Here is a 20960-nt window from a genome sequence, read left to right as displayed (position 1 = left end):
GACAACGTTATGGAACATAAAATGAAAAAATATTTAATATTTGTTGTTTTTCTTTTAACCGCCTGTCAGTCAACGCATTTATTACCAAACGTCTCAGGCGAATTACAGCCGATTAATACTACCGAGGTGATGAATGATGAAAAGTAGAATAAAAGAAAATATTTTAATCGCAGGAAAAAAAGAAAGTCCGAATGTTATTTATGTAAACCCAAGAAAGGAAAAATGGAGATCTATTCAATCTGATTTAAGTTCAATTATTAATTTAGATGAAAGGGCGTTGAAAGAAATCACGGATATTGTCAAGCGCAATTGTTTAATCAAAATAAAAATTGGGGGTGCAGGAAATGAAAAATAAAAAAGTGGGAATACCCTTTTTAAAAAAGAAAGAGAAAACCGATTTAGCAAAAACCTTTGAAGAAAAAGACATCAAAAAACAAAAAATTATTAATGCGCTTTATCAAGTGTTTGGTTTTTCGGGGTTGGCGTTTTCTTTTTTAAGTTTACTTGCCATTATCATGATGTTGCCGTTAAAAAATACGGAAGTCGAAATATGGACAGTCGATAAAAATACAGGGCAAACTGAAAAAGTGTCTCGTGTGAAAAGTGAAGAATTCACCAAAGACGAAGCGTTAGGACGTTATTTTGTCACGCAATACATTAAAGCGCGTGAAGGCTATAACTATTTTCGTTTGCAGCACGATTATGACATGGTGATGTTATGGAGTGCGGAAAGTGTGGCAAATGATTATACCGCATTGTTTAAAACTGAATCACGTCCGACCATTGTATATAAAAAAGCACAGCGTATAGCCGAAATTGAAATCTTGTATCCTATTTTTATCAATCCATCGTCTCAAAAAGGCGATCCAGATTTATTAGCAACCGTGCGATTTAAAAAAATCATTAAAGATGTCACGACGAATCGCAGTGTTGAGGAAACGTGGGTTGCCAGAATGACCTATCGATTTATACCGGATGCAGAGAAAAAAGAAAGTGAGCGAAATGCAAATCCATTAGGTTTTGTGGTGACTAGTTTTATCGCTGAAAAAGAAATTAGAGGTTAATAATGAAAAAGAAAAGTCTTTTATTATTACTGGCTGTTTTTTTATCACAACAAACTTATGCAGAAATACAGCCCTCGGCAAGTCGTTATGACCCACGAAATCAAATCGTTAATTTTAATCCGTTAAATACGACGGTGATTAATAGTGCGATTGGGTATATTACCACCGTTGTTTTTGATGAAGATGAAAAAGTCATTGATACACAAACAGGGTATGAGCAAGGATGGGATGTTTTAAAAGGTGATAACCGTGTTTATATTCGTGTGTTACCTGTTAAACAAGTCGTTGAAGAAATGACAGACAATGGAAAGGTTGAGCAAAAAGAAATTGCGCTTGACCCTGAAAGTGATTTAACTCGATGGAAAACAAATTTGTTTGTTGTCACCACAAAACGTAATTACAGTTTAGAACTCAATGCAAAAACGTTTAACGAACCGAAAAAAATTGCGTTTGTGGTGAATTACCGTTATCCCGACGAAAAACGAAAACAACAAAGTGATATTGAACAGCAACGTTTAGTGGAATATCAACGTCAGCAAGAAACGGCAAAAATTAATCGGGAACTTGAAAACGCGAAAACACCGAAAAACTGGCAATACTATCAACGTGTCGCCAAGGGGAGTGAAATGCTTGTTCCTGACTATGCTTATGATGATGGTCGATTTACCTATTTTGCGTTTAACCCAAACAAAAAAATGCCGAGTTTATTTGCACAAGTGGGTGAACAAGAAACCATTACGACCCCAACGATTGAAAAACGCGGTAACTATACCGTATTAGTCGCTCACCAAGTGAATGATCGCTGGGTATTGCGTTTGGGAAACCAAGTGATTGGTATCGAAAATAAAGGTATGGGTAAAATTCGATTAAGCAATAGCGATACGGTATCTGAAAATGTCGTTAAAGAGGTGACGCAATGAGCGATGAAACTAAAAAGCCGTTGACGGCTGTTGAAATTGAACAGCAATTAAAACAAGCTCGTCAACAGCAAGATGCGACTGTGACAGATGATGCGGTGGTGACTTCTGAGCCAAAAAAAGTGTCATTAGGCATTGAAAAATTAAGAAAATCCAAAAAAGGCACTCTGTTACTTATTTTGTGTTTAGTGTTATCCGTGGGTGCATTGTCATTGTATTACTTCCCGTCTTTATTACGAGCGTTTATCAGCAGTGATACAGAAGAAGTCCCACAAGAAACCGTATCAACAGGGGGAAATAACAAATTAACGGGACTCAATAACGATGTTGATCCGTTTGGGCAGGCTGAGTTGAACAGTAACGGTGAGTTAGTGCAGCCAAGTACCAATGAGTCAGGAATAACGACACCTCCACCGCCAACACGGATTGAATTTAGCCGTGGAATGGATAGAGGGGTATCAAATCGCACCAGTAGCAACAGTGCTCCCTCTAATAGTCAAGCACCTGTTGCCAGTAGTACGACCCCTGCCTCGACACAAGCGGAAACAGTGGCAACCAGTAAAACCAAAATTACGCGCTTACCGTATGACCCAAATTTGTTTATTCCTGAAAATACGGCTATCCCGTGTGCGCTTGATCGTCGCTTCGTGTCGGATTTAGCAGGAAAACTAACGTGTACCGTCTATGAGGATGTCTACAGCGCGAATGGCAACGTTAAATTGATAGATAAAGGCACAGTGGCGCATTTGCTTTATAAATCGGCGTATGTGCCGAATCAGGGGCAAGGACGCGTCTTTTTAATGGCGACCAAGCTACGGACACGCACACAACCCTTTATTGATATTCCGTTGATAGATTCCGAAGCTGCGGGGGCATTAGGGGAAACGGGCGTTGATGGTTGGATAGAGACGCATTTTTGGGATCGCTTTGGTGGGGCAATGATGCTTGGCATGATACCGGATGCTATGCAGGGATTAAGTAATGTGGCAAAGGACAACAAAGACAGCCAGACCGATTATACCGCCAACAGCCGTCAGGCATTCGCTGAAATAGCGAAACAGTCTTTTGCTAATAGCGTCAACATTCCGCCTACGCTGTATAAAAACCAAGGGGAAATTATTTCATTGATCACAGGGAATGATTTGGATTTTAGCGGTATTTATCAGTTAAGGATGAAATAACGATGCGCGATATTAAAAACCAACACCTTATTAATGATTTTACCCAACAATTTTTTGCAGAACATCTGAATGGCATTGAGGGATTAACGGAAATCGCGGTTAATGAACCTAATAAACTTTTTTTAAAAGTCAAAGGGCATTGGGAAAAGCGAGACACTAAGATGTCATTTAATGATTGCCTTTCGTTTGCCTCAACGTTAGCCGATTATCACCAAGATTCAATTGGCGAGATTAAACCCATTTTATCGGCAACACTTCCTATGGGTGAACGTGTTCAGGTGGTTATACCTCCCGCGAGTGAAAAAAATAAAGTGTCAATTACCATTCGTAAACCGTCAAACGTGTTTATTACGCATGAGAATATTGTCAGTTCGGGGTTTTATTCCCGAGTCGGTCAGTCGTTCAATGCTGCCAATGCTTCATCGGATTTAGTCGAATTATATCTCAGTGGCAATTTTGCTGAATTTATTCCTGAATGTTTACGCCAAGGGAAAACCATGGTGTTTTGTGGCGGGACAGGAAGCGGTAAAACAACATTTAGTAATGCCGTGATGTTTTATATTCCGCATCACTTACGATTAATTTCTATTGAAGACACTGACGAAACACGTTTTCGCTTTCATGAAAATCACGTGAAGCTCTATTATCCATCCGAAGCAGAAAAAAGTGTCATTACGTCTGCCCTGTTATTGAGAGCGTGTTTGCGGATGAATCCTGACCGTATTTTAATGACGGAAATTCGCGGGGCGGAAACGTGGGATTTCTTAAAAGCGTCAAGTTCAGGGCACTCAGGGGGCATAACCACGGTTCACGAAGAAACGCCAGAAGATGCGGTGTTGGGAATGGTGACAAGATGTTACCAAAATGCTGAATGTAATAATTTGCCCTTTAATGCCCTAGTCAGAAAGGTACTGAATAATATCGATGTCATTATGAGTATTAAATACCTTGATGAGTGTGATAACCGTTTTGCCAGCAACATTTATTTTAAAGATATTCATCAAGCTGATTATTTAACGAAACTCTTAGTTTAGGGGGAAGTGTGAGAAAATATCCCGATAAACCTCAATCGATTTTTATTGTTTTTGTCATGATGGGGATTGCCTATTATGCAGGGAGCGTCCTGATTTATTTTTTCAATGGGTATGATGTTGTTTACCTGTATAAACACTATCAATCCGATTTGTTGTGGCAACTTATCAGTGAAAATAGAATTAAATCATCCATTCGATTGACGGCAATTCCGGCTTTATTGATTGGGTTAGTTATCGCTTTTATTTTGCCTGTAACCGTGATTTATTTCTTAAATCAAGAAAAACTGTCATTGCATGGAGACGCAAAATTTGCCAGTGACACGGATTTGAAAAAATCCAAACTGTTAAAATGGGAAAAAGAAAATTCAAAAGGCATTTTAGTCGGGAAGCACAAAGGGAAATATTTGTGGTATACCGCGCCTGATTTTGTGTCATTAGGCGCTGGCACACGCGCAGGGAAAGGGGCAGCAATTGGTATTCCGAATTTGCTTGTGTGGTTGCATTCGCTGATTATTCTCGACCCTAAACAGGAATGTTGGAAAATCACCAGTAAAGTCCGTGAAAAATTGTTAGGGCATCAGGTTTATTTAGTTGACCCGTTTAACAGCAAAACACACGGTTTTAATCCTTTTAGTTATATTGAACTGAATAAAGAAAGTGGCGCAAAAGATTTATTAAAATTAGTGGAAATTTTATTTCCCTCTTATGGGTCAACGGGAGCCGAAGCACACTTTAATAATTTAGCAGGACAATATTTTACAGGGCTAACAAAATTATTGTATTTCTTTATTCACCATGCGCCAGAATATTTAAAAACATTTGATATAAAATCGGTCTTCTCCATTGGGAGCGTAGTGGATTTATACGGGCGTATTGACCGAGAATTAGTGCTTAATGATAGGCAGGAAATTGAAGCCAAAGCCCGTGATGCAAATACGCTTTACCATTTACAGGATGGGCTAACAAAATTACAAGAATACCATTTAACCGAAGATGAACAGCGTTCGAGTGTCGATGGTTCATTTCGAAAAAAAATGAGTTTGTTTTATTTACCAACAGTCCGTCAATGCACAGATAATAACGATTTTGATTTACGTCAATTGAGGCGTGAGCGAATGACAATTTATGTGGGGATTAATGCGGAAGATTTAGGTATTGCTTATGATTTTTTAAATTTATTTTTTAATTTTGTGATTGAAGTGACACTACGGGAAAATCCTGATTTTGACGCAACATTAAAGCACCCGTGTTTACTCATGCTCGATGAATTCCCTTCAATTGGTTACATGCCGATTATTAAAAAGGGTTCAGGGTATATCGCCGGATTTAATTTAAAACTCTTGACCATTTATCAGAACGTCAGTCAATTAAATGAAATTTACGGCAATGAGGGCGCGAAAACGTTATTGAGTGCTCACCCTTGCCGAATTATTTACGCGGTCAGTGAACAAGATGATGCGGAACAAATATCGGCAAAGCTGGGCTTCATCACAACCAAATCAAAAGGTGAAAGCCAAAGTGATGGGCGCGGGTCATCAAAAAGCAAATCGGAAAGTGAAGCGCGACGCGCATTAGTTTTACCGCAGGAGTTAGGTACGCTCGATTTTAAAGAAGAATTTATTTTATTGAAAGGTGAAAACCCTGTGAAAGCGGAAAAGGCATTGTATTTTTCAGATAACTATTTTATGGACAGATTATTAAAAGTCAGCCCTAAGCTAGAAAATGAAGTGAAGAAAATAAATAAAAAAGAAAAAGTAATTGGAATGCGTGGATTGCGTTATCCCGATAAAGAAAAAATGCTTTCTCTCGGTGAATTAGAATCGGAGGTTCTTTTATGAAAAAAATAGTGTGGTTTAGTGTGTTTTTTTTAACAGCATGTTCATCATCTCCCCCCGAAGCACCAAAAGTGGATTGGGGTAAAAAAGAAACGTCGATGAATACACAATTAATGACATGGACACCGACGCATACCGTTATCAAAAGTGATGAAGTCAACGAAAAATGGCAAAAGCGAATTGAAAATTTCATCCCTGAGAATCGATTTTATGATGATGCGGTTTTTTACGCCATTGCACATGCCAATAAAATCATTATTGAAGTTAACGGAGGACATGAATTTTTAAATACAAAAGCATGGCTACAAGCACACGGAGCAAATGCCGTTATTCAATATCAGCCAAAACCGAAGTGGTTAAAAAATTCCACGACGATTTATTTAATAAGGGAATAAAAATGAAAAAGAAGCTATTTGCACTGAGTCTAATGATATCACCCTTAATGAGTTATGCCGATGCGCCTGTCTTTACAGGAGATATTAAACTCGCTTGTGAAGCCGTGCTATGCCTTTCATCGGGCACGCGCCCGAGTGAATGCGCTCCCTCATTATCTCGTTATTTTGGTATTAATAAAGAATTCTGGTCTGATACGGTGCGTGCAAGAGGAAATTTTTTAAATTTATGCCCTGCATCGAGTGAGCAGGGAATGCCTGATTTAGTCAATGCGATTGCAAATGGTGCAGGGCGTTGTGATGCTGCTTATCTTAACAAATTCTTATACGAAGAAAAGGAAGTCTCGAAGTGTTCAGGAAGTAATAAAGATCCCGATTGCTGGCGTGAAACGTATTATCGCATTAAAAACGAATTACCCAATTATTGCCGTACCTATATTAATCATGAATGGACGGATTTAAACAGCTCTCTACGTTATGAGGGGAGTCCAGAATGGATAAAAAAAGAGTCTGTAGCTGGTTGGAACAAATCAGGCGGTAAGTGGGTTGATTAATACCATGCAGAAGTATCTCTTTATGAGAGATACTTCTATTTAAAAAAAAAGGTTTGATATGAATGTAGCAAAATCCATGTATGGGATAATTTTATTTTTACCCTGTATTTTTATTTATTGCTTTTATGTGTGTTTTTCTGGATTGGCAGATATAACGAAAATAAGTTATCAATATTTGATAACAGAAATCGTCGTTGAGCAATATATGTCAGAAGCCCAAATTGGGCGGTTAGTGAAAAAGTATATGGTAGAAACCAGCGGAATGTCGCTAAAAATTGTTTTTCCTGAATATGATAGAGGTGAATAGAAATGTATTTACATATAGTTCCTGCTTTAATTCATAGAATGGCAAATGAGTGTTTTTTGAAATCAATTACTATACCTGAATTAGATTTTAATCTGACAATGGAATCACTCGCCACAAAAAGACCTTACCCAAATAAAACGATTTGGGTTGGAATGTTAAAAGGTAGAAAAGCCCTTGAGGGGCTTTTATTGAAAACCGAAAAAGAACTAAATGGGTTTACCGTTGAGTATGATTGGGAAATTGTCGGGCTAGACACAATTCGACACACGGTCACGACTTACATTGAAGATCATGATTATGATTTAGTATCTCATAATATTCTTTTGGGCGATGGTTATAAAAATTGGAAATCTAGGCGACATCAAGCATACAAAAATGCTCCTGTTCATATTCAGCCTATGATGCAATCACTTTATACCCCTGATGAAAAACGAGAAAGCCATGATACATGGACAACGTATAAGTGGGGTGATTTTCTAAATATGAGGGAAGAAAGTTTGCTTCTGCATTCCATTGAATCAGAAAGATTAAGTTCCCACTATTCAGATAGACTGCCAACACTTGAAAGCGCCATTAAATGCTAATTATAATTTAGGAGAATCAATCATGAGAGTCTTTATTGCAGAAAAACCATCACTTGCTAAAGTTATTTTTGAGGGCTTAGGCGGTAATCCTAGTACAGAAAAGAAAAATGGGTATTATCAACATGGTTCTGATGTGGTGACGTGGTGTTATGGTCACATGCTTGAATTAAGCGACCCACAAGATTACGATGTCAAATACGCAAAGTGGCGTTTTAATGATTTACCGATTAAAACCTTTTTCCCCCCAACGTATAAAATAAAAAAAGAATCGGCTGACCAAACAAAAATTATTTTAGCATTGATTGACCAAGCAAAAACGATTGTCAATGCGGGCGACCCAGACGAAGAAGGTAATTTATTGGTTAATGAGCTTTTAGATTATGCAAAAAATACAAAGTCTGTTGAACGTGTTTTAATTTCAGATTTAAACCCTGCACCCGTCAAAAAAGCACTGGCTGATTTACAACCCAATGAAAAATTCAGAGGCATGTCAAACAGTGCGTTATCCCGTTCTCTGCTCGATCAAAGTTTTGGGTATAATCTTACGCGTGGTTGTACAACAAAAGGGCAGGAGAAAGGCTATCAAGGTGTTTTAAATGTGGGTAGGGTACAAAGTGCCGTATTAGGACTCGTTAACATGCGAACGCTGGCGAACCAAAACCATAATGAAAGTTTCTATTATGACGTTTACGCATCAATTGAGGTGAACGGGCATCAAGTTAAGGCTAAATACCAAACAACGGACAGCGATCAGATTGATGATAAACGCCGTTTGATTTCCGAAGCCCAAGCAAAACATATTACCGAAACGGTGTTAGGCAGTGATGCAAAAGTCACCATTTCAGCGACAAAAACGGAAAATACAAAACCGCCCTTACCGCTTAATCTTTCAACATTACAGCAAATTTGCGCTAAACGCTTTGGGTACAAGCCAAAAGAAACGTTAGATATTATGCAAAGTCTTTATGAAACACATAAATTACTCACGTATCCACGGACAGACAACCGCTATTTGTCAGATGAACATTTTTACCAAGCTAATGATATTTCCGCTGCTATCAGTGCGACTATGCCAGAACTAGCGGCATTAACTGAGTCGATGGATAAAACGCGAAAACATAAAGCATTCGATGCAAGTAAAATTGAAGCGCACCATGCTATCGCACCAACCACGAAAGATGGGGCAAACTGCAAACTCAACGAAAAAGAAAAAAATGTTTATCGGTTGGTGTCACTCTATTATATCGGTTTATTTTATCCCGATGCTATTCGCGATAAAACCAAGGTACATTTTGACGTCAAAGGTAATACGTTTACCGCCACGCAAAGCATTTTAATTCAGTCGGGATGGGAGTCGTTAGGTAAAGATAATGACGAAGAAGAAAAGGACGGAGCAACTAAAACCGATTTTGATTTATCAACATTAAAATTTAATGATAATGGTGTTTGCGAAACGGCAAACGTGGATAAAAAACCTGCCTTACCACCAAAATACTTTACGGACTCGACTTTACTTGCAGCAATGACGAAAGCGGCAAAATTTATTGATGATCCTGTATTGCGTAAAATCCTTGAAGCCAAAGACGAGGGTAGTACAGACCAAGGCAGTATTGGCACAGAAGCGACTCGTGCAAGTATTCTTGAAAAACTTGCTGCCAATACGGGGTTAGTTTCCATTGAAAAAGAAAAAGGGTATTCAGAGCTAGTCTGGAAAACAACAAAACAAGGTCAAGAGTTTTGCGCGGCATTACCCGATGAAGTAATAAAGCCAGATATTTCGGCTCGATGGGCTGAAAAACAGGCTAAAATTAAGTCGGGTGAATTGACGGTTGCCGAATTTATCGAAGAAACAGATAACTATATTAAAGGTCTGATTGCAGAACTCGATGCCAACGGAATTAACATCACAGCCAATGGTACGCCCTGCCCTGTTTGTCAAAAAGGTTTTTTAATCAAACGTAAGGGGCAAAATGGTTTCTTTTGGGGCTGCTCATGCTATCCTGAATGTAAGACGTCATTCCCTGATAAAAATGGTCAACCAGTCACGGAAAAACAACCGAATGAGGGCGCAGCAGCACGTTTAAATGTAATGTGTCCGTCATGCAGTAAAGAAATTCTCATTCGCCCAAAAGGGTATTTTTGTACAGAATGTGAATTTAAGATATGGGCTGAATTTTGCGCTAAAAAACTCACACAGAACCAAGTGGAAAAACTCATTAAAGACGGAAAAACAACTGTTATTAAAGGGTTTAAATCTAAAGCAGGTAAACCGTTTGATACTGAACTTATTTTAGATGATAAGAAAACAGGTAAGCTCGGTTTCCCTGAAAAGAAAAAATAACGTTTATTTTTATCAACAACACCATTTTAACAATGAGGTAAATCATGACCGAATTAACCCGTGAAGAAAAATACAAAATCACGTCTGAATCACTGACGGGATTAACTGAGCTAAGAAAATTTGCAAAAACGAAAAATTTTGAATGGCTAGAAAATCTCGCTAATCAGCTAAATGGCATTGTAGAAGAGCAGCGCGAAGAATTCGAGCTACACAAACTTGAACTTACTGAACTTGAAGAAAAACGCCTGAAAGCGATTAAATATCTCGAAGAATTAGGGTTAGATCCAGAAACTATCAATATTTCTGTTTTTGAAGCATCCTTGAAAAAAGGAAAGAAAGGAAAATCTAAAAACACCCCTGCAAAATACCGTTTTACACACCCTGAAACAGGCAAAATAGACACGTGGACAGGTATTGGTCGCATGAAAAAAGGTTTACAGCAACTACTCGATGCAGGGCATACCCTTGATGAATTTCTAATTGAAAAAGCGCATGACGTGAAAGATGAATTTAAAGAAGCCGAAAATGTCTTTAAAAACCATCCTGCATCATTGGGTTAATCTCCCTCTCTTGCTCTCTCTTACATTGCCTGTTATCGGGCAATGTAAGCCCCTTTTTATTGGGGATTCATTAACTTATGAACTCGCCATGAGTTACAAAAAAATAGCTCCAGTTGATGCTAAATTCCTTGAAAGTACAGGGCTACAATCAAAACAGATTTTAAACTGGCAGGATCACACACAGCACATTGATTTTGCTCTCTATGATACGGTGTACATTGTCTTAGGCACAAATGACCTCATTTCAAAAGCTGATATTCCACAGTATCAACAAAAAGCCAATGCATTCATCCAAGCCATAAAAAAACAAAATGGACGGATTATCTGGCTGCTCCCCCCTACCCTAAAAAACACAGAAAAAAATAATTTATTATCAAACACCCGTGAAGCAATTAGTAGAGCTGCAAGTGAAAATCAAATAAAAACGATGGATACGCGCTTATTCCTTGGATACCATTATTCTATGGCAATTAATGGGGTTAAGGTAAGAACTGATGATGGTATTCACATAACTAAGAATGGTGCAGATTTAATTATCAATTATTTAAGGAAACAGTAATGAAAAAAATGATTATCACTATTTTTATAGGGCTAATTTCAATGAATTGTTATGCTAATTCGCCTTATTGGACAGATGATGTTAACGAAAGATTTAAAATATTAGAATCAGGAAACAAAGAGCTTGCAAATGCATTGAAATTACTAACAGCTACTGAAAGTAAAGTGTGTGAAAAACAATTAAATAATCAGGAATCACTCAAGTTTAGTAAAGCCTACCAAATGGAAATACACCAATTATCAATTCTTCTTCAAAACGCCAAGGACAATCAACAGGAAATACTCAATATATTAAAGCCTGTTAGGTGTGTTTTATAACAAGGAAGTTATCATGAAAATGAGAAAGTTGTTAAATTGGTGTATTTTAAAATTATACCAAACCACGGAGTATCACATAATAGATAAATTAAATAACTTTAACTTGGAAAAAATAGAATTATATAAACCAGCCGTAGATTCTTATACATTTATTCGATGGGATTTTAACTTTGATGAATATCGAATCAGAAAATTACCCGTAGATCTTAAGGATATTTTAGGTAAAATTTTAATAACAGAAGAATCGATGGATTATGTGTTTGATTTTAATCGAATACAGTCATTGACAGCATCCAAAAGTTTTGTTGAATCATTTGAGAGAAAAAAGTCAAGTCATCATACTGATTTGTATACATGGGGAAAGTCTATGTATCCTTCGGATAATATGAAAGCTGTTACAAAGGATGATTGGCTAAAAAATATCAAGCATATAGAAAATCAAGGGTTCAATCCAGTTAGACCGATAAGAGTAAATTATTATGAATGGTTAGATCGGTATTTGGGACTTAATGATGGAGGGTCGCATCATGCAGCATTAGTCGTGTATCAATCGATTAGAGATAGTTTTGAATATACTAGAGAAGTAAAATTAAAAAAACTATCCTTTAATAAGGATTATATACAAAAATTAGATAATGAGTATTTATCCTTTATGATCATTAACGATGATTCTAATGAAAGTGAATCTGTTTCTGAAAGCCTGATTTTCACCAATTACATTAGAAGTACAATAAGTGAAAAAATATCAATTTTCATCCCTTTACATTATTATTTGAATTTAAAAATCATATTCATACCTAAAAAATCATTGAAAATAGATTTCAATATTTTCAATGATTGGCTTATACAAACGCATAATAACAAAAAAATAATTAGCTTTATTTCGTACTTAAAAAATCCGCATAAGTATCATATTAAAACTTATACTCATGAGCCAAGATCAGATAATAACTAAAATAAAAGGGTGCTTGAAACCGAAAACTCAACACAGAAAAGAGAAAATGCGGGGGAAAAATTCCCCCGCTAGGCATCACCGTTCTTCATAAGAAAGGCTAGCCTGAACTACTGTATTTCAACTATTCACACTGATAGAACAGAGTCTATCGCGCATTAACAGAGAGAAACACAGTACCGTTAAACAAACGGCAATTAGCCCTATCAGGGCGTACTTGGTCATTTTCCTTGACTCCTTATAAATAAGGAGGCGCAATTCAAAATGATAAGTTAAGAATTGCAGCCTCGATAATAGTACAACTACTATATCGGGGCTTTCTTCTTTCTGGCTCTCACTAAATGCTTGAACCAGATAGGGGAAAGCAATCACTGCAAGGTTGCCAGAGCAGTTATATTATTTAATTAATTCATATGCATTCAACATACTGAATACTATGATTTTTTTTTGCATCATTTGCATACAAAAATATTGCTATATTTTTGTATGCAATACTGAGTACTTTTGCTACAATCACAAGAGTATATTCATTAGGCAATAAAAAGGTGACTTTATGGGTGAAATTATTCGAGCTAACTATCCTGAATTGGATAACTTGCTGTGGGATTTTCACACTCAGAAAATTCCTGCAATGCTTGCGTTTCGTATGTATGAGGAACGATGGAATTTTGTTGATGAAAAACATATGAGTCAAAATGAACGACAGCTAATTGATACCTTAACTAACTTTTATGGTAATGGTGTTTTCATGGCTGCATAAGGATTTTTGGTAGTGCAAGAATATAAAATTAAACATCATAATGTAATCAGGTCGGTATTGAATAATTTCAATGCCGACTTTTTTTTTGAAAACTCCATTCTTTTTGGTGGAGGAACTCGCATAGCCCTTGAAATAGATGAATATAGGGAATCGATTGATATTGATTTTTTGTGTCCAAATAAACTATCTTATCGAGCAGTACGAGAACAAGTCACATCTCATTCGCTTGGTAATTTAGTTAAAAAAGACTTCGAATATACCAGAGAAATAAGATTTGATAGATATGGAGTTCGTACTTTCATTAAAGAGCAGGATGCACCAATAAAACTAGAAATAGTTAGCTTCGATAATTATGATTTAGTAGCAGACACTCGTAATCTATTTCCCCTACCTTTCCTTGATCGGGAAAGCTGTTTTTATACCAAGCTTTTAGCTAATTCAGATAGATGCATGAGTGGTCAGTGTAAGGATATTTTTGATATTCTTGCCATGTATTGGAAATGGGGAGATATTCCTAAAAGAGCAATTATAAATGCTAAAAAACATTACGGCTCATCTGTTTTAGGTCAACTGGTTTGTTCTCTTCAACATATGCAAAATAATAAAGAACATTATTATTCACTTGCCAATAGTATGTTAATTCATCCTGATTTTTCTAAACATCTTATTGATAATATTGCACTTGAGTTACTTGGAAAGTGTAGAATCAAATAATAATAAGTAATGAGAGTCACCTTTACCTCTTATGTATTATAAGCGTAATTCTAGATGTCGAGAGCAGAATTACGCCTCTTAGATTGGCTCTCACTAAATGCTTGAACCAGAGAGGATCAAGCACCCACCGCAAGATTACCAAAAGATGGTCAAAAGCGCACGAAATTAACGTTCTGCTTACCATTCTATAGGTTATTTTGTCTCACGCCGTAGTTATGCGGCGGAATCTTTATCAACGGCGAGGAATGGTTCCTGATTTAAAGCAGCAAAAGAGGCTTCATTGTTTAGTAGCCGGATAAAGTATCGCTTGTGCTCTTTAGTTGTCATATCTATAAACCCGTTTGTTACATTCAAATTCCTCTGGAATACTGGGAATTTTTGTCTAACAGCATCTACCATCTGGATGGTGATACTTCCATTAGAAACAAGAGTACTACTTCTTATCTGTGACAACCTTCTCATGAATGATCTGTCATGATACATATCTTTGAAGATATCTTGAGGATTTTGAATGTTTGAACAATCGAATAGATTTAAATTTAGAATGGATGGTATTGCCTGGCTCGCCATGTTATTTATTACTTGCTCGAGTCCATAATTCCTCTCCAGCACTTTAATGTCAATGCAGTAGTACGTACTATTAAAATAGAAGAAATCAATATTCCCATTTATATCAATTGAATCGTAATCTATTTTATCTAACGTTCGGCCATTTAGAGAAAAGTAAGATGCCTTTGTCTTTCTGTGCATAGTTACTTGGTATTTATGCTGATAAACAACAATGCTATTACCCGCACCATCACACAGATGGTATATAAAGCCTTTAACATCAGATAACTTCTGGGTAGAAAAATCAAATTTTGGGGTGTTAGATAAAACACCTTGGTTTAGTACGTCAGAAATCTTAGTGAACTCAACAGGTAGGTGATTCAGTGTCTGATGGTCATACTCAAATACCTTATTACCCCTATCAACTAGGGTAGATACTAATGGCACACTACTAGCACCTGAGTTTGGTTTTATGACTTTATCTTCTAAGGTCTTTTTAAAAGAGGTTGTTAAACTAGCTTCTGCTGCTGGTTCTAGAGTCACTCTGCGTAAATCAAAACCACCAGAGCCACTATCTACCAGAAAGAATGCTTCAGATGATAAATTTTGTGACTGCAAGATACTATCTATCTGTGTGAACATAGAAACACCTTAATTTTCTAATTAGCTGATAATTTTAACGATACATGTTTCATCATCTATTTTTATATATTTGATGATAGAGCCATTCTTTAATTCCCCGTGACATACGATTACGAACTCTTTATCGCCACGATCGCGAATAGTTCCTTTGTATATTTTAAAACCTAGTAACGCCAGTGAAGGGTTTGAATAAAATCTATTGGTTTTTACATAAATAAGACCAATTACGATTATCATTATAACTAAATTAAGCATTGTTCTTTTGCTATTTACATCTGTAAAAACAAGGGGCATAACATATGTCGTGAGAAATTCTAAATGCTCATGACTTTGATTTGAAACGCTATCGACAGTACAGTTAATTGACCAGCCGCTCATGAAAGAAAAGCAAAGATAAAAATAAATAAAAACACCAATCATCATGAAAGCAAAGCTAAATATAAAAACAAAATTCTTCGCCTTTAGTTCAAAGATAGAAAGTGAATGCCAGTCTTTGAAAGCATTCAAAAATAAGCTCTTATCATATGACATAATAAATAGCGATAAAAAAAGAAGCCATAATGATAATACATATAACAAGTATTTTAATATTTTTTTATTTTCCATTTTTCTGCCTATACCATGTGGCCTTACTGATTCCTAATAAGGAGTTTGAGTCCAATGGAACGAAAACGTACGACAAGAACGTAATACCATGATTTAAAACATTTAAACTCGTTATGCCTGTGAATGGATTTACGCAGATCCTATTACCAGATTTATTTACTCAAAAAAGGCTGAAAGCCGCATAGAAACAGGTTTCGATGGTAAGAATTAACAAAATCACCCTTTTTTTATATCCTGAATTTGCCCAAAAAATACACTTAACGTACAGTTTCGTACGGTTGGGGTTCAGACCCCATCAAGCACCCACGGCAAGATTACCAAAAGATGGACAAATGCGCACGAAATTAACGTTCTGCTTACCATTCAATACACAATTTGGCGCGTTTACGTGAAATCTAGCGAATAATCCCCCCTGCTGTTACGTTTAAATTCACGTAGCGCAATCACTACATCATTCAAAAATACTCACCAATAAACCAAACCTGATAACCTATTGTAAATATTAAAATTGATTATTCCTAGTATTGCAATTTAGCCGGTGAAAATCGCATAACTGTTAGGCTAATTTATTCAAATAGAATGAATATCATTAGTTACAACATCAGTATAACTAAAGAAAGATACTCACATAACCGCTTTAGCCGGTACTTAATATAATTTCCATCCAAAAATAAGCGACGCATAAGACCCATTATGTTAAATGCTCGACTTTACTACGTAAAATGAGCGTTACACTGTCACGATGATAATGTAACCTTTAAAAGATCGCCATTACTTCCCTAAAAAACCCCTTTTATGTCCTGTAATAAAATTACAAAAAAAGAACAATATTTATGCAATTTTTCCTAGGTTCTTTTTAAGGGAAAAACACACCCAAACCCTTATAATCAAATGAATTACAATGTAAATACAATCGCAATACATCAAAGTATTATCATTGTACATACAAAACAAATACAATAATGTATTTACATTATACATACTGCGTGTTACAAATGACGACATACTATGTACATACAATATAAATACTGGTTTGTATTTACGCAATCAATACTTTAGAAATACATGCCAGTATTTACTACGACAATACAAAGAAAATACGAGGTATTTATGATTTTAGTTTTTGCATCTGATAAAGGCGGGGTCGGTAAAACAACAACAGCTATCAATATGGCAGTTATGCTTAAAAAGAAAAATAAAAGCGTGATCATGCTAAAAGCTGATAGAAACCGAGACTTGTTTGTCTGGTCTGATATTCGAGCACAAGCGGGCTTCTCTGCAATTCCAATTCATGAAGCATACGGAAATATCAGTGAAGACATAAAACGCTTAGAAGAGCTTTGCGACGTAATTATTGTAGATTGTGCAGGACATGATAGCTCAGAATTTAGAAGTGCATTAATCGTAGCTGATGTATTACTCACTTTGGTTAAACCGTCTTCCTCTTTAGAAAAAAACACGTTAACGAATGTCACTAAAACAGTCAGAACAGCACAGAAGCAACATGGCAATGCTGATTTAAAAGCCCATGTACTCATGACTCGAATTAAATCGCATAAACAGCAAGATGCTGTATCGCTTGAGAATGAATTAAAGTCAGATGAAATCTGGTTGCAACCTCTTAAAAATCGAATTTCAGAACTCGATATTTTTGAAAATGCGGTAAATGCAGGTGTCGGTGTTCATGAGGTTGAGAGAGCAAGTAGCTTAGGCGTTGCCAAGGCGCAAATTGAGTTAATCGCTCAGGAAATCGGGATTATTTAAAATAATCACCATAGCCCCATTCGGGGCTTTTTTTTTCTCTTCAAAAATGTCACTAAAATAAACCCAAATGACTAATAACAGATAATTAAATACACTGTACATACAACAATAAAAGCATTACAATGTAAATACATAGTATTAATCAGGTAAAGACAAATGAAACTTCAAAAACCGGATTTAGATTTAAACGCATCGAGTACTGAATCCAAAGGCAACACAACGCAATTTATCAAAGCTGGTGATAAACGCCCTACCACATCAAATAAGCTGGTCCCATCCACATTTCGCTTACCAGAAACTGCGATTAGCATTCTCGATACAGAAGCGGAAAGGGCAGGGCAAAATAAAACCGCTATTTTAAAAGCGGCTATATTGGCTTACAGCAATCTTGATGAAAACAGCAAAAACTTAGCATTACTAGAGTCTTTTAAAATTTAGCTAATAATGTAATTGCTTACTCCATATTGATAGGCTTAATAAAGCCTATCATATAACTTAAGCTTTACATTCAGCATCATTGAAAAAATTATCAGATATACTCTCCAGTTTATTAAATAGTTTAATAACTGACTTGTAATCACAATCAATACTTTCCTTTATACCGTAGATGAGTTTTTTGAAATCATCAGTAACCAAATCTTTTTGGGAATAAAAATCCTTTCCAAATACAGCAATCACATAAAAAAGCGTAAAAATAGAATTAGAATACTTTATTGTAGACTCTAAGAAATCTATATAAGCATTTTTAAATAATTTAGACGAATGATAACTATTAAATGGTAAAACAGAGACCTTACTTTTATAAATAGAACACTGTACGGCTAGAATGTTTTTATCTCTGTTTTCAACTGATACATCATATAGTCTTTTCAAAAACACCTCATCACATTGACTAAAGTCAAGAGGGAAAAATGATAACTTATAATAGAGTTCATCTATATCTCTTTTAAATTCTGGGATTTTTTCGCTAGCCATTTCAAAAAAAAACTCGTTTTCTTTTTTTGAAATCCACTTAGGAGCAGCTTTATAAGCTTTATATGCAATAATAAGAGTTCCAAATGAACATAATGAGCTTACCCAATCACTTAAACTACCATATTCCATATTCATCTATCTCATTTCGTTTCGTGAAAATCAAAAGCTATCAGAATAAACATTTGATAGCTCAGAATTAGTTAATGCGTCTTTTAACATCGTCAAATGAATAACCTTTATATCTTGATTTTCTAATAAATTCGCTTTTTCAATAGTCTTTTTGAAACTCACTACCGCAACCAAGTGATTCTCTAAAGTATCATAAATAGCAAAAGGGAGAGTGATAGTATTTACAATTTCAAACTCATTAAAAAATTCAGATGACCCCATTTTTTGGGATGAATATAAAAACTCACTCAGTCTTACCTTACAAAAAACATGATAGTTTCCTTTTACATTTTCTTGTAAAATAACTAATAATTTACTTTCTTCTTCTGTTAAAAATTGCTGTTTAAGATAACTCATCTTACCCCCCCCCCGAGAACCGACTGTAGGTCAACCGCCTAACAAAAGTAAAATGCTAGCATTTTTACGGTTGTTAGGCTATCCTGCATCGCATTAAAATCACTTAACCTCTGCTTGCTTTGATTTTACACCAAATAACGTTTGAAATGGTTGTAAATCTTGCAAAACTAATGGATTAATGAGGCTCATTACCATCAAGACTGTTGTTACTGTCATTTCAGCATTCCAAACTTTCCCACCATTGTAATAAAACAACATCAGCGCAAAAAATCCGATAGGAATAATCAAATAACGAAAAACAGAGATAATGGAAATAACCATCAATAATAGCACATCAAGAGTTACGCCCATGATATAACGTAGCCCTAAAAATAGTATAGATAAAGTATGAAACAGAGCCGTAAAGAATGATGTTCGACTTCCCCGAATTTTAATACGTTTTGTTTTCTTTAGTGCTGTTTGTAATTCCTTTTTTTCTTTTCCTTGAGGGAACTGATAAATTTTAGCCATAGTGTCACCTTATTATTTTTTCCCATCACTTATTTTATTAGCAATAGCTGCGATCGACTTTTGTAGTTTTCTAGGTAATTTACCACTCACGATAACCCCCTCAATGGCGGTTTTATTTTTAGCTTTTTGATTCATTTTTAATTCAAGATTCTCATCGAAATGACGATTTTTAAATGTCACACAATCCTTTTCGGCATCTAAGAAAACTTCATAATCAGGCAAATCATTTATTGTGCTCAACTTTTTAATTGCCCGTTTAAATTCTCTTTTATTTGACGTAGCACCTGATTTTAAATGCAATAACTCTATAGATAATGAAAATGATTGTTGATACCCACAATGTTTTCTCACTATTTCATAAATACGCCGATCAATTGCTTTGCGTATCCTAAAATAATCAGAACTAATTTTTAATACTTTATTTTTTGTGATCCCCTGATAAAGCCAGTCAGGTAAAGTTACTTCAACCATTCCAATATCTAACTTGCCTTTTTTATCTTCCAAAATTCGCCATTTATCGATTAGCCCAAAATTTTCTGTTTCTTGTTTTTCAGGTGAGTAAACAATATTTGTTTGAATGCGAGTCCCAGCTAAACGCTCTAAAGCTTTTTTTAATTCATCATAAGATCTCCCTCCTTTATCACGATTTGTCGTGACAAAAAATTCATAAGGGGTAAAAGCAATTGTTCTACTAATCGGTTTTTCTTCAAAAATAGCTTGTTGTAATTTTGATATTGCGTAAATCCAAATATCTTTATCAAAAACAGTAGCCATTCCAGATGAATTGGGTTTGACAGATACGGTCACATTTCCATTTTTATATTCTCTATCCTTAGTATCTCCGCCTTTTAAAGCAAAAAAAGGGTGCTCCATACTAGCTAATTCATCTCTAAAAGATGAAATTTCAACTTCATCAGCAATAAAAAATTCTTCTTCTGTATATTTTTTAGGTCTTAACGTTTTCATTTTTCGTATTATGCACCTTTAATATATATCGGGATCTACACACAAGCCAACTCAAACAACAAATACAAAATATCGGGGTTTACACACAAGCTAACGTAACTAATAGCAACAAAACATCGGGATTTACACACAATATATCGGGATTTACACACAGTAGTCAAGACTATCTTGTCTAATAAATAACAAATAGATAATCAGATGTTAATCGGGGGTTGATTAGTATCTGATTATCGGGATTTACACACAAACACTCAAAAATATCCGTTTGAATTTTGAACAGACATTCGGGATTTACACACAACCCATTCGGGATTTACACACACGGACACGGGATTTACACACACGGACACGG

At 35.8% G+C, this 20960-nt stretch carries 26 protein-coding genes; 19 read left to right on the top strand and 7 right to left on the bottom strand.

The features are described 5' to 3' along the window. Positions 1-136 precede the first annotated feature (136 nt). The 15 genes from PROVRUST_RS18300 to PROVRUST_RS18230 are packed head-to-tail and all read left to right on the top strand — an operon-like array spanning position 137 to position 12600. Positions 137-355 (top strand): hypothetical protein, encoded by a 219-nt coding sequence (locus PROVRUST_RS18300; RefSeq protein WP_039855986.1) that lies wholly within the window; start codon positions 137-139, stop codon positions 353-355. Then, the gene (locus PROVRUST_RS18295; RefSeq protein WP_006816393.1) at positions 345-1064 is read left to right on the top strand and encodes a VirB8 family type IV secretion system protein; all 720 of its coding nucleotides are present in this window, start codon (positions 345-347) and stop codon (positions 1062-1064) included. Before PROVRUST_RS18300 ends, PROVRUST_RS18295 begins: the two co-directional genes overlap by 11 nt. A gap of 2 nt (positions 1065-1066) precedes the next feature. Continuing rightward, positions 1067-1984, top strand: coding sequence for a TrbG/VirB9 family P-type conjugative transfer protein (locus tag PROVRUST_RS18290; RefSeq protein ID WP_006816392.1), 918 nt, complete (start codon positions 1067-1069; stop codon positions 1982-1984). Continuing rightward, positions 1981-3162, top strand: coding sequence for a VirB10/TraB/TrbI family type IV secretion system protein (gene virB10 / locus PROVRUST_RS18285; protein ID WP_006816391.1), 1182 nt, complete (start codon positions 1981-1983; stop codon positions 3160-3162). Before PROVRUST_RS18290 ends, virB10 begins: the two co-directional genes overlap by 4 nt. A gap of 2 nt (positions 3163-3164) precedes the next feature. Beyond that, positions 3165-4196 carry a P-type DNA transfer ATPase VirB11 gene (virB11, locus tag PROVRUST_RS18280; protein WP_006816390.1) on the top strand — a complete coding sequence of 344 codons (1032 nt, stop codon included), beginning with the start codon at positions 3165-3167 and terminating at the stop codon, positions 4194-4196. A 56-nt stretch (positions 4197-4252) separates the two neighbouring features. Next, positions 4253-6034 carry a type IV secretory system conjugative DNA transfer family protein gene (locus PROVRUST_RS18275; protein WP_050767664.1) on the top strand — a complete coding sequence of 594 codons (1782 nt, stop codon included), beginning with the start codon at positions 4253-4255 and terminating at the stop codon, positions 6032-6034. Next, positions 6031-6426 carry a cag pathogenicity island Cag12 family protein gene (locus PROVRUST_RS18270; RefSeq protein ID WP_006816388.1) on the top strand — a complete coding sequence of 132 codons (396 nt, stop codon included), beginning with the start codon at positions 6031-6033 and terminating at the stop codon, positions 6424-6426. The genes PROVRUST_RS18275 and PROVRUST_RS18270 overlap by 4 nt, the downstream gene beginning before the upstream one ends. Positions 6427-6428: 2 nt before the next feature. Beyond that, the gene (locus PROVRUST_RS18265; protein ID WP_039855985.1) at positions 6429-6977 is read left to right on the top strand and encodes a TrbM/KikA/MpfK family conjugal transfer protein; all 549 of its coding nucleotides are present in this window, start codon (positions 6429-6431) and stop codon (positions 6975-6977) included. A gap of 58 nt (positions 6978-7035) precedes the next feature. Next, positions 7036-7284 carry a hypothetical protein gene (locus tag PROVRUST_RS18260; protein ID WP_006816386.1) on the top strand — a complete coding sequence of 83 codons (249 nt, stop codon included), beginning with the start codon at positions 7036-7038 and terminating at the stop codon, positions 7282-7284. Positions 7285-7286: 2 nt separating this feature from the next. Next, complete coding sequence (locus PROVRUST_RS18255; RefSeq protein ID WP_006816385.1) at positions 7287-7868, top strand: DUF6012 family protein; 582 nt, start codon at positions 7287-7289, stop codon at positions 7866-7868. Between the two features lie 22 nt (positions 7869-7890). Continuing rightward, positions 7891-10209, top strand: a complete 2319-nt coding sequence (locus tag PROVRUST_RS18250; protein WP_006816384.1) for a type IA DNA topoisomerase — start codon at positions 7891-7893, stop codon at positions 10207-10209. Positions 10210-10253: 44 nt separating this feature from the next. Then, complete coding sequence (locus PROVRUST_RS18245) at positions 10254-10769, top strand: H-NS histone family protein (RefSeq protein WP_006816383.1); 516 nt, start codon at positions 10254-10256, stop codon at positions 10767-10769. Beyond that, the gene (locus PROVRUST_RS18240; RefSeq protein WP_006816382.1) at positions 10735-11328 is read left to right on the top strand and encodes a DUF459 domain-containing protein; all 594 of its coding nucleotides are present in this window, start codon (positions 10735-10737) and stop codon (positions 11326-11328) included. Before PROVRUST_RS18245 ends, PROVRUST_RS18240 begins: the two co-directional genes overlap by 35 nt. Continuing rightward, positions 11328-11645: a hypothetical protein gene (locus PROVRUST_RS18235; RefSeq protein ID WP_006816381.1), complete on the top strand. Its 318-nt coding sequence runs from the start codon at positions 11328-11330 to the stop codon at positions 11643-11645. The genes PROVRUST_RS18240 and PROVRUST_RS18235 overlap by 1 nt, the downstream gene beginning before the upstream one ends. Before the next feature lie 13 nt (positions 11646-11658). Next, positions 11659-12600 carry a DUF6685 family protein gene (locus tag PROVRUST_RS18230; protein WP_050767660.1) on the top strand — a complete coding sequence of 314 codons (942 nt, stop codon included), beginning with the start codon at positions 11659-11661 and terminating at the stop codon, positions 12598-12600. Positions 12601-12717: 117 nt separating this feature from the next. Here PROVRUST_RS18230 and PROVRUST_RS19430 read toward each other — a convergent pair whose 3' ends face one another. Next, positions 12718-12822, bottom strand: coding sequence for a Hok/Gef family protein (locus tag PROVRUST_RS19430; RefSeq protein WP_006816379.1), 105 nt, complete (start codon positions 12820-12822; stop codon positions 12718-12720). Between the two features lie 328 nt (positions 12823-13150). On the opposite strand from PROVRUST_RS19430, the gene PROVRUST_RS18225 reads away from it, so the two are divergent. Then, a complete protein-coding gene (locus PROVRUST_RS18225) occupies positions 13151-13357 on the top strand; it encodes a hypothetical protein (RefSeq protein WP_006816378.1) in 207 nt (68 codons plus the stop codon). A gap of 12 nt (positions 13358-13369) precedes the next feature. Beyond that, complete coding sequence (locus PROVRUST_RS18220; RefSeq protein ID WP_006816377.1) at positions 13370-14071, top strand: nucleotidyl transferase AbiEii/AbiGii toxin family protein; 702 nt, start codon at positions 13370-13372, stop codon at positions 14069-14071. A 213-nt stretch (positions 14072-14284) separates the two neighbouring features. Here the strand turns inward: PROVRUST_RS18220 and PROVRUST_RS18215 are convergent, their stop codons facing one another. Beyond that, positions 14285-15262, bottom strand: a complete 978-nt coding sequence (locus PROVRUST_RS18215) for a Kiwa anti-phage protein KwaB-like domain-containing protein (RefSeq protein ID WP_006816376.1) — start codon at positions 15260-15262, stop codon at positions 14285-14287. Between the two features lie 21 nt (positions 15263-15283). Continuing rightward, positions 15284-15868 (bottom strand): anti-phage protein KwaA, encoded by a 585-nt coding sequence (gene kwaA / locus PROVRUST_RS19925; RefSeq protein ID WP_006816375.1) that lies wholly within the window; start codon positions 15866-15868, stop codon positions 15284-15286. A 1065-nt stretch (positions 15869-16933) separates the two neighbouring features. On the opposite strand from kwaA, the gene PROVRUST_RS18205 reads away from it, so the two are divergent. Both PROVRUST_RS18205 and PROVRUST_RS18200 read left to right on the top strand, forming a co-directional pair. Beyond that, positions 16934-17632: an AAA family ATPase gene (locus PROVRUST_RS18205; protein WP_006816373.1), complete on the top strand. Its 699-nt coding sequence runs from the start codon at positions 16934-16936 to the stop codon at positions 17630-17632. Between the two features lie 156 nt (positions 17633-17788). Then, the gene (locus PROVRUST_RS18200; protein ID WP_006816371.1) at positions 17789-18070 is read left to right on the top strand and encodes a hypothetical protein; all 282 of its coding nucleotides are present in this window, start codon (positions 17789-17791) and stop codon (positions 18068-18070) included. A 57-nt stretch (positions 18071-18127) separates the two neighbouring features. On the opposite strand, the gene PROVRUST_RS18195 is transcribed toward PROVRUST_RS18200, so the two are convergent. The 4 genes from PROVRUST_RS18195 to PROVRUST_RS18180 all read right to left on the bottom strand — a co-directional run bounded on the left by PROVRUST_RS18195 (position 18128) and on the right by PROVRUST_RS18180 (position 20608). Further along, on the bottom strand, positions 18128-18742 hold the full coding sequence (locus tag PROVRUST_RS18195; RefSeq protein ID WP_006816370.1) for a hypothetical protein: 615 nt from the start codon (positions 18740-18742) through the stop codon (positions 18128-18130). A gap of 24 nt (positions 18743-18766) precedes the next feature. Beyond that, entirely contained in the window at positions 18767-19132 is a 366-nt protein-coding gene (gene ddp1 / locus PROVRUST_RS18190; RefSeq protein WP_006816369.1) for a DNA distortion polypeptide 3, read from the bottom strand. 99 nt (positions 19133-19231) lie between these two features. Next, a complete protein-coding gene (locus tag PROVRUST_RS18185; RefSeq protein ID WP_006816368.1) occupies positions 19232-19642 on the bottom strand; it encodes a hypothetical protein in 411 nt (136 codons plus the stop codon). A 12-nt stretch (positions 19643-19654) separates the two neighbouring features. After that, on the bottom strand, positions 19655-20608 hold the full coding sequence (locus PROVRUST_RS18180) for a replication initiator protein A (protein ID WP_006816367.1): 954 nt from the start codon (positions 20606-20608) through the stop codon (positions 19655-19657). Positions 20609-20960 lie beyond the last annotated feature (352 nt).

This window comes from Providencia rustigianii DSM 4541, assembly GCF_000156395.1.
GTDB classification, from domain to species: Bacteria; Pseudomonadota; Gammaproteobacteria; order Enterobacterales; family Enterobacteriaceae; genus Providencia; species Providencia rustigianii.
The sequence above is the reverse complement of the archived record's forward strand: the minus strand, read 5'-3'. Positions and strand labels throughout refer to the sequence as shown.